Genomic DNA, 12,580 nt, shown 5'->3' on the forward strand with positions numbered 1-12,580 from the left:
CACGCCTGACCTATGCTGCGGTACCGGCTTTTGTTAAAAGAGGCGGGGGCACCATCATTAACATTGCCTCAATCGTTGCAGTAGGGCCTGAGATACTTAATGGGGTATATGGCGCGACCAAAGCATATGTGTTGGCATTAACACAGTCTTTGCAGCATGAACTTGCCGATACCGGCATTCAGGTGCAAGCCGTCTTACCCGGCGCTACAGCAACCGATTTCTGGCAGGTAGCCGGCTTGTCCCACCAGCAGCTGCCGGATGAAATTGTTATGAGCACAACGGATATGGTTGATGCCGCCCTCGCGGGGCTTGATGCCGGAGAAGTCGTAACAATTCCGCCGTTACAGGATGGCTCAGACTGGCTGAACTACGAAGTTCAGCGTCGTCAGCTTAGCCAGAAGTTTGGCCATGCCAACCCAGGCGCCCGCTATCTTAAGAAATAAAAGTGTTTTTGGCACAAATACAACCCGCTACAGAGGCATCGCAGCAGAGTAGCGGGTCTGTTCTGTTAACGCCGAACCGCCTCATCCCCCGTCCAAACCCGCATAATGCGGTAAGGGGGCACTGCAGTTTCAGCCTTGCCATTAAATGCTTTGGCTTTATGTAATTGATTAACCGAAATATAAAGCCAGCCGGTTTCGCCAAATTGCACGCTGTCCGGCCAATCCAGCAAAGGGGATTGCACCAACGTAGTCAGTTTGCCGCTAGTGTCCAGCACGTCAATAGCGTTGTTATTGAGATTGGTGAAGTAGTGAATGCCCTGCTTTGACGTTATGGCACCATCTGATACCGGCTTTTCGCCAACCAGAGATACTGTTGCCGCAATCTGTTCCGTATCCCCACTTTGTAAAGCTGTAGTAGATAGCTGATACCAGTTGCGACCATTCATCGCGCCATAAAACAGCGTTTTACCATCTGCTGACAATGCCAATGGATTAACGGCAACACTGGCAATCTCACCATTAAACAACGTAGGTTTGCCGTCCACTTGCATAACGGCGTCAGGTTCAGCCTGTAAGGAGGGATGGTGTGAAAACCTTACAGTAAAGCCATCTGTTATCCGAACTGCCAGCAAGCCCGGGTTGGCGATATCGGCCAGATATATCCAGCCTGCCGCTGAATCGGTAACCAGATCCTGAATAAAACTACCGCGTGGCGCCAGCTCCTGAGATAGTGTGATTTTCCTGTACAGGCTGCCGTCTGCAACTGAAAAACCCCAGATCCGGGTTTGGCCAAGCTCCAACCCCATGTCCACTACCCATAGGTGCTTATCACCGTCCTGCGTAATGCCTAGTAAAGTATCGAATTGTGCGTCATTGGCGCTGCCTGCTTTCTGAAGTTGTTCAGATGGCCAGGCGATGAACTGACCTGTACTACGATTAATCTCAATCAATTGCAAGCCAGATGGCGTATCCAATGGGTGAACAGTGGCAAAGACTCTGCCATCATGGGTCACGCTGACATTGCCCGGCCGGATCGGAAGTTCAGCAACAGTTTCCAAACTGCCTTTCGTTTGTGCAGCAATCACCCAACTGGTGGGTGTGAGCAGCAACACTGCTGCGGATAAAATTAGTGCTTTCATTATGGTCTCCGGTTTTAGTTCAGGCGCGACAGGTATCTGATTTTTACCTGCTGCAGCAGATTAGATTGTGTTGCAGCGGCATTGAATTCGGCAAAATGAACTGAGGCCATATGCTTGTCTAATGCTGCTTGGTCAAACCACTCTTCAAACATCAGAAAATGCGTTTCAGATTCTTGATACAGCTCATAACTGATACAGCCATATTCTTTGCGTGTCTGGCCGACAAGGCGGTCTAACAGGGGTTTCAACTGTTTCGCCGCACCGGGCTCGGCAACGATTTCGGCAACTAACGTCAACACTTTAAAACCCCTCCAGCACAATCTTGCCGCGGGCTTTTTGCGATTCCAGCAGTTGATGGGCGCGGTAGAGATTCTCAGCATTGATGCGGCCAAAATGACTACCTACTGTGGTAACCAGAATGCCGTCGTCAATCAGCCTGGCAATCTCATTGAGTAAACGATGTTGCGCTATCATGTCGTCTGTCTGATATAAAGACCGGGTAAACATTAGCTCCCAATGCAATGACAAGCTCTTGCGTTTAAGCTTGGTGGCATCGAGCGACTCGGGATCATCGATCAGGCCAAATTTACCCTGTGGTTGCAGGCTTTCAATAATTTCTGCGTAATGTTCGCTGCTATTATTGAGGCTGATAACATGGCTGACTTGCCCGATACCCAATTGCTTTAATTGCTGGCTAAGCGACTGGCTATGATCAATGACATGATGAGCACCCAGCTGTGTCAGCCAGGTTTGTGTTTCCGGGCGCGATGCAGTACCAATCACGGTTGCCGCCGTCAATTTACGGACGAGCTGCACTAAAATGGAACCAACACCACCGGCTGCACCTATGATTAACACGCTTTGCCCGCTGTGCTGTTTGCCCGGTTGGATCTGTAGGCGGTCAAACAACATTTCCCATGCGGTAATTGCCGTTAAGGGTAAGGCGGCAGCTTCAGCATCGGTCAGGCTATCAGGAGCAAAACCAACAATGCGCTCATCAACCAGCTGCAACTCAGCATTGCTGCCTGACCGGGATATGTCTCCGGCATACCAGACCCTGTCACCGGGCTGAAATAACGATACTTTTTCGCCGACAGCTTTTACCACTGCCACAGCGTCCCAGCCCAGCACTTTGTAGCCGTTATCTGCTGCACTTACGTTGTTGCGTATTTTGGTATCGACCGGATTAACTGAAATCGCTTTCACTTCAACCAGTAAATCGTGGCCGCTTGCTACCGGTGCCGGTAATTCGATATCGACTAATTTATTCTCACTAATCGCGTGAGCATGTTTGTAACCTATGGCTTTCATAAAAGCACTCCACTGTAAGTTATTAACCTGTATCAGCACCGCATCAACGTGCTGTAATTAGCGTAAACTCACAGTGGCTTAGAAAAAATCTATAAAATCACGAATTACTTTCAAATAAAATTTGATAATTCCATATCAATCCATAAGCTCTGCTGCGATACGGTAGCTATGTTGGCGCGCAGCCGGATCATGCATCATGCTGGTCAACATCAGCTCGTCCGGCTGATAGCGGCTGATAAAGTCGTGAATCCCCTGTTTAACCACGTGTGCATCACCGACGACTGAACAGGCCAGTGCAGTTTGCACATAGGCTTTCTCATGTGGCTGCCAGATACTGTCAATGCTATCGACCGGTGCAGGTAGTAAGCCGGGCGTACCGCGCGCCAGATTAACAAACTGCTGCTGCAGCGAGCTGAACAGGCGTTTTGCTTCTGCAGTAGTGTCAGCCGCAAACACATTCAGCGCCAGCATTAAATATGGCTTATCCAGCTGAGCCGAAGGTTTGAATTCACGCCTGTACAGCTCTGCTGCCTGCTGCATCATGCCCGGAGCAAAGTGCGAAGCAAACGCATAGGGTAAGCCCAGCTGAGCTGCCAGCTGAGCACCGTACAGGCTGGAGCCTAAGATCCACAGCGGCACATGCAGCCCCTGGCCGGGCACCGCCTGCACCGGCTGACCAGGTTGTACCTCAGCAAAATACTGCTGCAGCTGGGCGATATCGGCCGGAAACTGGGCTTCCGTTTCAACCTGATTACGCCGCAGTGCCCGGGCCGTCACCTGATCACTGCCCGGCGCTCTGCCCAAACCCAAATCGATACGGTCCGGGTATAACGTTGCCAGGGTGCCAAACTGCTCGGCAATAACCAGCGGCGAATGATTCGGCAGCATAATGCCACCGGCACCTAAGCGGATACGTGCCGTAGCGGCAGCTAAGTGGCTGATCAGCAAAGACGTTGCTGCACTGGCAATGCCTGGCATATTGTGGTGCTCGGCCAACCAGTAACGATGGTAACCCAGCGTTTCAGCCAGTTGCGCCAGTGCTTTGCTGGCGGCAAAGCTGTCGGCCACAGTACTGCCCACTGATACAGGCGCCAGGTCCAGAATAGATAAAGGGATCATGAATTCTCCGCATTGCTGTACACAGCTCAATTACATGCCATGTGGTATAAAACTATAAAGGCAATGGGGGCGTTAACCCAGAGTTTCAAGAATAATAAACAAACAGATGCCAGCAGAATTATGGCTGGCATCTGTTATAGGTCTGAGCATTACAGGGATCAGCCGTGGAATTTCCAGCCCAGCAAGTTCCAATAGTTGTAGAACAACACCATATAGACACCGGACAGTACCACCACAGCATAATAAATCTGGCTGCCCAGGCTAGCTTGCCCGGAACGCTGACGTTTCAGCCAGCTCCACAGCGAAAGCGCGGTAAAGAACAAGGCAATAAATGGCACAACTAAACTGGCTTTGAGCGCAAATGGAATTTTGCTGTACAGCGTGTCCTGATATGAGACAACAATTACCACGGCCAGGATTACAAACAGCAGGTTAAACAGGCTCATGCCCAGGCTGCTGTACACCAGGCGTTTATCGGTCGCGCTCCAGCTTTTGTATTGCTGGCGCTTGTAGAACCAACTCAGGATAACTTGCAGGAACAACAACAAGCTGAGCACCGGTAACCAGATCTTAAATAATGCCCCCTCGAACCACGGCAGCTTCTGTAACGACATAAACGGCAGGCTATCGAAATAGAAGGTATCAATGCCATCGCCGGTGCGGCTGACAAAGGCAATACGCTCAGGGCCATCCAGTTGACGGAACAGGTTTTCACCCACTTCAACATATTGGCGTACCGCAAAAGGCCCGGTCACAATCAGGGTATTCTCTTCGGTAGGAATGATATCCACTGTGCCACCCATCAAACCAAACGCTTTCTCAATCGAGCTGAAGTTGCGCCGCCAGAAGGTGTAAGTACCGGCATATTTGGCGGCACGCCCGGCAAAATCGGCCGGAGGGGTTAACGGCGCCACCTCCTGCGGGAAATAATGATCGTAAATCTGTCTCACAAAGCCATTGCGGGCTTTATTGCTGACGGTATTCATATAAGAGACAAAAATACCCAGATTCTGCTCTACATCAATCATCATATCGGTGTGGAACTGCATAGTGTCACCGCCATGACCAATCAAACGGTGACCATTGAAGTTATGCTCATAGAAGCCATGCGCCATGCCCTGCAGACGGTTATCGCCGGCAAAGATCACCGAGTGCATTTGCCTGGCTGTCTCTTCTTGCAAAATACGCTGGCCGTTCAGCTCACCCAGGTTCAGATGCGCCTGCATAAATTTCGCCATATCCTCTGCACTGGCAGCCACGGCACCGGCCGGACCAAAAGAGTTAATCATCTCAAACGGCTTTTCATCAAATTTGCCAGCCTCTCTGGCATAGCCTTTAACCATATGTTCGGCTAAATGCTGCGGCAATGGCTCTTCAAAGGTGGCATAGGTCATCCCCAGCGGATCAAAAATATGCTCTTTCACATACTGGTTAAAAGGCTTTCCTGACACATTTTGCACGATCAGGCCAGCCAGCGCCGTCGCATAGTTGGAATAAGAGGTAACTTCACCCGGAGCATTAACCCGCAAAGGAATGTACTTTTCCATCGCCTCTGCCAACTCCGGGCCATGATCCGGGAAATATTGGATCAAATAGCCTAAGCCACCGTCTTCAAAACCGGCGGTATGCGCCAAAATATGCTTTAACGTGATCGGCTGAGCATAGGTCGCCGGGATCTTAAAATCCAGATAGCTGTTCACATCGGCATCCAAATCCAGTTTGCCGGCTTCAACCATCTGCATTACTGCAGTCCAGGTAAAGAGTTTCGAAGTAGAACCTATGCGGAATAGCGATTTTTCTGCATTCACCGGAATGCGTTTTTCCAGATCGGCAAAACCATAGCCTTTGCTGAACAGCAACTGCCCGTCTTTGACCACCGACACGGTCACGGCCGGAATATCTTCCAATACCATTTGTGATTCAATGGTGCCATCGATATAGCTGCCGATAGTTTCAAGCGATGGTGCACTGCTGGCCTGGGCACTGAACAGACTCATGCTGCACAGTAAACCAGTTACAGCAAGCAGCTGTGCACCGCTTTTTAAAGCGCGACGAACATGCATACAGACTCTCCTTTGTTATTTTCTAATTGTTGTTTTGTAGCCTATTGTTTCTGTTATTTAATCTGATTCCGCACTGCCTTACCCGGCAGTTTTGTGGTATCGAGCTGTTCGTTACGGATCAGTATTTCACCGTTCACCAGCACATATTTCATGCCTTTGGACAGTTGAGCCGGCAGTTCATAACTGGCCTGGTCTGCCAGCTCTTCTGCTGAAAACACCACTATGTCCGCGTCACTGCCTACCTGGATCCGGCCTTTGTATTTCATTTGCGGCACAGCCTGTTCCAACAATTGCGCCGGCTTCAGGCTAACCTTAGCGATGGCATCTGCCAGGCTGAGTTTGTTGTCGAGCAGCGCATACTGGCGAATAAAGCGGGTAAAAGTACCGGCACTACGGGGATGGTTAAAGGCCTTTGCCGGCAATGGCCAGGTGTGTTGTGCAATAGGCTGGTTGTCGAGCAGCCAGTCTCCACCATCTGAGGCGATCACGCCGCCTGGCATCAGCAAAGACTTCTCAATCAGTTTCTGGTCGCGTTGGTCAGCCAGTTCTAAAAAATGCACCACAATTTCGGTATCAGGCTTGTTGTCCTGTAATTGCTTAAACTCGGTTTCGTTAAGACGCTTGCCATTAGCTACAAAGCTTTCAGCCTTTAGCCCGCCGGTGCGTTGCCGCCAGTCAGGCCCGCGGAACATGGCCGCGCCAATAGAAGTAGCACCTGCGCCATAAGGATAAGCTTCAGTTGATAGGTGTACTCCGCGCTGCTGAGCAGACCGAATCAAGTCTGCGATCAGATCAATGTCACGTAAACTGATGGAGTTCAGATGCACTATATGTGCCTGCACACCTGTGCTGGCCGCTACTGCGACGATCTCCTGAATAGCTTCAAAGGAGCTGCCCGGCTCCAGCATGGACAAAAAGCGGGCGTGGGTAAAAGTAGGCACCTGCCGCTTGGCGGCCAGCTGGCTGATGCTGTGATATTCCTTCTTGCCTGACCCTGGCGCATAGCCGGTCAGAAAACCTACCCCCAAACCGCCTTCATCCAGGCCCTGGGCAACTTTTGCCAGCATCTGCTGTAGCTGTGCCTCAGACGCTATGCTGTGTTGCCAGCCCTGCAGCGTCATGGCATGACCAAACCAGTCTGCATCTGCGGTCGCTTCGGTCTTTAGCAGAGTCGATATCCGTACCGCCAGCCAGTTGACTGAGGCACCATAATTGATTGGGCGTCCCTCGTTTTCACGCTCGGTATAATAAGCAGACACAGGGTAAGTACCGGATTCCAGCTCCAGTGCTGTGGTGACACCGTCAAACGCCTGCACACGGCCGCTTAATATGCTTTGGCCGTGCGCATGCATATCAATAAAACCCGGGCTGACCACAAGGCCTGTGACATCAATGTGCTGCCTGGCCTGCAAAGGCTCCGAGCTGACTGCCACAATACGGTTGCCTTCAATGCCAATATTGCGTATTGCATCCAGACCCGTTTCCGGGTCGATCACCCGGCCACCGCTCAGCACTAAATCCAGCGCAGCTGCCGGTACCTGCAGCAACAAGAACAGCAGAGCTATGCTGGCCAAAGCACTGAAGCGAAAACTGATGTTTAACATGAACTACGTTCCGGATCTGTAACCTATGGCGATTAATTAATCATATTAGCCACAATTTGTACAGCCTTAAAATATATTTTGAGCGCCTTATTTTTGATATTATTCAGCCATAAAATGCATTGACTGCGATATTTTAACTGTTAATCGTTGGTTATTATGCTGATATACTGAAGTGCACTGAGGTACTGTGCCGCCAACACGAGGACATGAAACTTATGACAACAATGGATTCGACCGACCCTTACAGCATTATTATGGACGCCATAGTGACGCAGAAACTGCCTCCGAGCTTTAAGGTGTCGGAAAATATCCTGAGTGACACCTTTCAAATCAGCCGGGCCATCGCGCGGAATATGATGGAGCGACTGGTGGCGCAGCAATTCCTCGTCACCCAATCTGCCCGTGTCACGCTGGTGGCACCACTAACCTTACTGGAAATCCGGCAAAACTTTATTCTGCGCCGTATGTTACTACCCGAAGTCATTGCCATAGCCGGCGCCAAAGTTGATTTCGATAAAATTTACCGGCTGAATAAAAAGATTGAAGAGCTGATCCCGTTTAAAGACGATGACACAGCGCTGGAATTGCTAAAAACCAATAAAGAGCTGAATCTGACTTTATGTGAAGCGGCAGGCTACCCATTGATGATCGACTGGATCCGGCAGTTGGAAGACACCGCCATGCGGATATACTGGCTTTATGTCAAAACCAAGAAATCGTTTCCCTACTCCAGCGAGCAGCAGGGGCAAATTCTTGAAGTCATCCGCAGTGATGATAATAAACGCATTCATGCCTGTATCTCGGACATGATTATGCAAACGGAAGAGCGGGTGCTAAATGCTATTTTCCAGAACAAGCAGTTCTACACCCAGGATTTAATCGTCTAAGCCTGTGCTACTGCGCTCTGACGGCGCAGCCGGACAATACGGATACTGCCGTACAGCAGCAGCGGCAGTATCACCACCAGAATATATGCGTAGGACAGCACACCATAACCTTTGGCTATCAGATCGATGATGCCAAATTCGCTGGCCAGGAAAATCGCACAAAATAAAAAGCTTAACGGTACAGCGGCCCTTAGCCAGTGCGGAAAAGGCCGTTTCTGCGCTGAAAAACTGCCGGCAATGCGCTCATTCACCGCATGCAGCACACCGCTCCCCGTTTCAATAAAGGTGCCGAACAACATCACTTTAAACAGCACCAGCAACCAAAGCAGGTTTTGCATCAGCATAATATCGACCACAGGCAATGCAGATTGCGTGACTTGCGGGTACCCCGCCAGCAGCGTTAAGAACAGCAGAACAGCGGGCGCTATACCAATCAGACCGGCCATCAGGCCTGCTCCGACAGCATTTTTAGTGGTCAGAAATCGCGGCACTACAAACAATACCGCCGCCAGTGCATTCAGGTTATAAGCAGCATAGCGCACGCCGTCTACCACTTCGCCGCCGGACAAAGGCGCCCACTGAAACTGGGCAACAATCTGTGTCTGGTAATTGCTCAGCGTCAGCACCAGCAGGGTGCCGTAGGTAACAAAAAGTACAGCGGACCAGCAGACAAAAAATTTTTCAATGGCTTTACTGCCAAAAAACGTCAGCAACCCCACCAACACCATCAGCAAAACGCCACCCCACAACGGCGGTATACCAAAACTCTGTTGCACTATCTCGCCGGAAGCCGAGCCAAGCACGGCCAGCACTAAAAAAGCGATCAGCACGTAAATCACTTCAAACAGCCACCAATAGCGGCCGAGCAACGTCTGAAACAAACTTTTGTAGTTGTAACTGCGCGTCAACCGGGCCAGCTCAAAGGCCACAGCCAGTACCAGGCCCCAGACCAATGCCGTCACCAGCATACCGACCAGACCGCCAAAAGCACCGTGCGACAAAAAAAACTCGGTGATTTCGCGGCCAGTGCCATAACCGCCGCCAACAATGACTGACTTAAAGGCCAGCCCTGGCAACAGATACATGGCACACCACTGAGACACACCTGAGATTTTTGCCATTCTGTTACATACCTGCCGTCTTTTGTTGTTGTAATTGTTCGACAAATAACTGACAGCCTTCCACCAGCGGATCCACACAAGGCAATCCAAGTTCTTGCTGCAATTGGTCCAAATAAGCTTTCCGCTCAGCTGCCGGTAATGACGAGGTGTTAATACTTACACCAATAAAGCGCGCTGAAGGGTTCACTATCTTGGCACAGCGCAGATGTAAATCCATACATTCTTGCAAGGTCGGGATGGCATAAGTCGGACAGGTACTGACTTTAAGCCTCGCGGCGTCATGACATAAAATCAATGCATCCGGCTGGGAGCCATGCAACAAGCCCATACTGACCGCAGAAAAGGATGGGTTGAATAACGAGCCCTGGCCTTCCACTACATCCCAATGCCCGCTGTCATTATCAGGCGAAATCAGCTCGGCAGCGCCACTAACAAAATCGCTGATCACACTGTCTACCGCCAGGCCTTCGCCGGCTATCATAATGCCGGTTTGCCCGGTAGCCCGGAAGGTTGCGGCTATGCCATTGGCCTTTAAACACTGAGCCATAGCAAGAGCCGTGTACTTTTTACCGACCGCACAGTCGGTACCCACAGTCAGGATCCGCATACCCTGGCGCTTGCGGCCAGTGCCGACCGGCAACGCCTGATGGGCACCACGTACGTTCACAATCTGGCTGCCACCTTTGGCTTTTGCTGCCGCCAGCGCCGGGATTTTATTCAGATCTGTATGCAGGCCGTTGACGATGTCCAGACCATTTTCCAGCGCTTGTACCAACACCGGCAGCCAGGCATCACTGATGCTGCCGCCCACAGTGGCAACACCAAGCACCAGACTTTTTGCGCCCTGCGCAACGGCCGACTGCAGCGTCAGATCCGCCACCCCCAAATCCACCTTGCAGCCGGGCAAACGCAATTGCCCGACCACCTGATCTTTACTCCATTTCACCAAACCTAAACCGGTTTTTGCCAACATGCTGTCCTGAATGTCACCCAAAAAAATGACATAGGGTAAGTTAATACGCAGCGTGTTCATGACCAACTCCTACTTCTCAGCTGAAACGTTAACAAGCCCTAAAACGCATACGAGACTGACAAACCTATTTTGCGCGGTTCAAGCGGTATGCCTGTAATACTAACGATGTCCGTACCTGGCACCACTGTGGCGTTAAAATTGGTGTAAGCACCACTGTTGAGCAGGTTATTGATATATAAAGTGAAGCGCCAATTCCTGTAGTCCGCTCCTGTTGTCAGGTTCAGCACACTAATAGACTCACTTTCCAGATTCACTGCGGTATTTTCTACATTGCCGTCGTCAAAGGCTGTCGCCATGGCATCTTTGTAACGCCAGCTTACATTGACCCAGCCTGGCATATTGGCTGTTAGCTGGTAGTCATAGGTGGCACCCAGATTCAGGGTCCACTTCGGCACATTGGGTACTGTCGCACCTTTGGCTCCAAACAGTTCAGGCTCATCGGCATTCAATGTACTGCGGGCAAAGGCTGCGCTGGCATTCACACTAAACTGACGCGTCAGCCGGTAGTCGATACTGCCTTCCCAGCCTTTGACAGTAATACCGTTTTTGGCATTACCATCGGTCGATATGCCGTAGAAACTCACCAAGGTCTGAAAGTTGCTCCAATCGATGTAATACAGTGAACTCTCATAACTCAGCGCATCCTGCAACGCGCTGCCTTTGACCCCAACTTCATAGCTCCACAAGTCATCCTGCTCGACAATAGGCTGTGACAACAGCTCACCGGTAAAGGGATCCTGTACACTCAGGTTTGAGGCAGCCGGCCGGTAGCCACTCGCAATGCGGCTGTAGAATGATGTGTCTTTATCCATACGGTAACGGGCGGTCAGCAAGTAAGTTTCAACCGTTTTGTCTGCCGTTTCCATTTGCTCTTCACTGGCACCGCCTAACAGGAAACCATCTTGCTTAAACAGCAATGACTGTTCGGTATTAGACACCCGCAGACCCGCCGTTAAGTCAAAATTATCAGTGAGGTAATACGTCAGGTTACCGTAGGCGGCCAGTTCAGTGTAATCACTGGGGAAGCTGGCAGACACCGCCAGCAACTGCTGTGGCATCCCCTGCAGATTCTGCACGTTGTCGGTTTTTTCCGAGGTATAAAATACACCTGCCAACCATTCCAGCTTGCCTTCGCTGTCTGAGGTTAACCGCAGTTCATGCGAGGTTTTCTCTGACGAGACATCCAGCGTCAGTGGCGCAGACGTCACACTGCCTGCCGGTAGCTCAGCAACTAATTCAATTAAGGGCCCATACAGTGACACCACATCCTGGGCATTATTACTGGTGTATTTGGCTTTACTGCTGGTGAAATCCAGTACAGCACCGCTAAGCTTATAGCTGACACTGGCAGAGACTAAGTTCTGTGTCAGTTTATCCGAGCCAAAGGCATTGTCGGAACGGTATTCGCCATACAGCTCGTCACGGTTTAACGACGCAATCTGCACTGCAGAGGTTAAACCAAAAGAGGACTCCTGCTTCATGGCTTTAATACGAATATCCAGCTCATCGGTCGGGCGCACCAGCAAATCGGCGGAATAGCCTTTATTGTCGGCTTCGTTGGCATCTTCACGAATGACTGCACCAGAGCCATCTACCTGGTCAACATAACCACCGTTGTCCATACGAAATGCCGATAACGTCAGACCGGCCTTACCTTCGATCAGCGGGAAACTGTAGAAGCCTTTATAAAGCTGGTTGGTACCACCAGACTGAACGGTGGACCAATCTACGGTCAGCTTGCCACGGGCATCTTCCAGCTCGGGCGCATTACTGATGTAACGGACTGCACCGGCAATAGCCGTAGCGCCAAACAAGGTGCCTTGTGGGCCTTTAATCAGCTCCACCCGGGCTACATCACCT

General features: G+C 50.8%; 11 protein-coding genes. 2 read left to right on the plus strand and 9 right to left on the minus strand.

Features of this window, described 5'->3' with window-relative positions; translation table 11 throughout:
* Positions 1–443, plus strand: a 443-nt coding sequence (locus VIN66_RS03785) for an SDR family NAD(P)-dependent oxidoreductase (RefSeq protein WP_331922749.1), incomplete at its 5' end; no start/stop codon positions are given.
* 65 nt (positions 444–508) lie between these two features.
* On the opposite strand, the gene VIN66_RS03790 is transcribed toward VIN66_RS03785, so the two are convergent.
* From VIN66_RS03790 to VIN66_RS03815, 6 genes are all read right to left on the minus strand, one after another.
* Complete coding sequence (locus VIN66_RS03790) at positions 509–1,582, minus strand: L-dopachrome tautomerase-related protein (RefSeq protein WP_331922750.1); 1,074 nt, start codon at positions 1,580–1,582, stop codon at positions 509–511.
* Positions 1,583–1,596: 14 nt separating this feature from the next.
* Entirely contained in the window at positions 1,597–1,881 is a 285-nt protein-coding gene (locus tag VIN66_RS03795; RefSeq protein ID WP_331922751.1) for a putative quinol monooxygenase, read from the minus strand.
* A gap of 1 nt (position 1,882) precedes the next feature.
* Positions 1,883–2,893, minus strand: a complete 1,011-nt coding sequence (locus VIN66_RS03800) for a zinc-binding alcohol dehydrogenase family protein (RefSeq protein ID WP_331922752.1) — start codon at positions 2,891–2,893, stop codon at positions 1,883–1,885.
* Between the two features lie 135 nt (positions 2,894–3,028).
* Positions 3,029–4,012 carry an LLM class flavin-dependent oxidoreductase gene (locus VIN66_RS03805; RefSeq protein ID WP_331922753.1) on the minus strand — a complete coding sequence of 328 codons (984 nt, stop codon included), beginning with the start codon at positions 4,010–4,012 and terminating at the stop codon, positions 3,029–3,031.
* Positions 4,013–4,170: 158 nt separating this feature from the next.
* Positions 4,171–6,075 carry a serine hydrolase domain-containing protein gene (locus VIN66_RS03810; RefSeq protein ID WP_331922754.1) on the minus strand — a complete coding sequence of 635 codons (1,905 nt, stop codon included), beginning with the start codon at positions 6,073–6,075 and terminating at the stop codon, positions 4,171–4,173.
* Between the two features lie 53 nt (positions 6,076–6,128).
* Positions 6,129–7,679: an amidohydrolase family protein gene (locus VIN66_RS03815; protein WP_331922755.1), complete on the minus strand. Its 1,551-nt coding sequence runs from the start codon at positions 7,677–7,679 to the stop codon at positions 6,129–6,131.
* 215 nt (positions 7,680–7,894) lie between these two features.
* Here VIN66_RS03815 and VIN66_RS03820 point away from each other — a divergent pair, with 215 nt between their 5' ends.
* On the plus strand, positions 7,895–8,566 hold the full coding sequence (locus VIN66_RS03820; protein WP_331922756.1) for a GntR family transcriptional regulator: 672 nt from the start codon (positions 7,895–7,897) through the stop codon (positions 8,564–8,566).
* Here the strand turns inward: VIN66_RS03820 and VIN66_RS03825 are convergent.
* The 3 genes from VIN66_RS03825 to VIN66_RS03835 form a co-directional block, all read right to left on the minus strand.
* Entirely contained in the window at positions 8,563–9,687 is a 1,125-nt protein-coding gene (locus VIN66_RS03825) for a hypothetical protein (RefSeq protein WP_331922757.1), read from the minus strand. The genes VIN66_RS03820 and VIN66_RS03825 overlap by 4 nt on opposite strands.
* Before the next feature lie 4 nt (positions 9,688–9,691).
* Positions 9,692–10,720: a DUF1611 domain-containing protein gene (locus VIN66_RS03830; protein WP_331922758.1), complete on the minus strand. Its 1,029-nt coding sequence runs from the start codon at positions 10,718–10,720 to the stop codon at positions 9,692–9,694.
* 38 nt (positions 10,721–10,758) lie between these two features.
* Positions 10,759–12,580 (minus strand): TonB-dependent receptor (locus VIN66_RS03835; protein WP_331922759.1); only part of this gene is annotated, 1,822 nt, incomplete at its 5' end.

Origin of the sequence: Rheinheimera sp. (assembly GCF_036568245.1) — a bacterium.
Lineage (GTDB): Bacteria > Pseudomonadota > Gammaproteobacteria > Enterobacterales > Alteromonadaceae > Alishewanella.

Coding starts and splice junctions, on each gene's coding strand:
- VIN66_RS03800 (WP_331922752.1), bottom strand. CDS start 2,893: ATGAAAGCCATAGGTTACAAACATGCTCACGCGATTAGTGAGAATAAA.
- VIN66_RS03805 (WP_331922753.1), bottom strand. CDS start 4,012: ATGATCCCTTTATCTATTCTGGACCTGGCGCCTGTATCAGTGGGCAGT.
- VIN66_RS03815 (WP_331922755.1), bottom strand. CDS start 7,679: ATGTTAAACATCAGTTTTCGCTTCAGTGCTTTGGCCAGCATAGCTCTG.
- VIN66_RS03810 (WP_331922754.1), bottom strand. CDS start 6,075: ATGCATGTTCGTCGCGCTTTAAAAAGCGGTGCACAGCTGCTTGCTGTA.
- VIN66_RS03830 (WP_331922758.1), bottom strand. CDS start 10,720: ATGAACACGCTGCGTATTAACTTACCCTATGTCATTTTTTTGGGTGAC.
- VIN66_RS03825 (WP_331922757.1), bottom strand. CDS start 9,687: ATGGCAAAAATCTCAGGTGTGTCTCAGTGGTGTGCCATGTATCTGTTG.
- VIN66_RS03790 (WP_331922750.1), bottom strand. CDS start 1,582: ATGAAAGCACTAATTTTATCCGCAGCAGTGTTGCTGCTCACACCCACC.
- VIN66_RS03820 (WP_331922756.1), top strand. CDS start 7,895: ATGACAACAATGGATTCGACCGACCCTTACAGCATTATTATGGACGCC.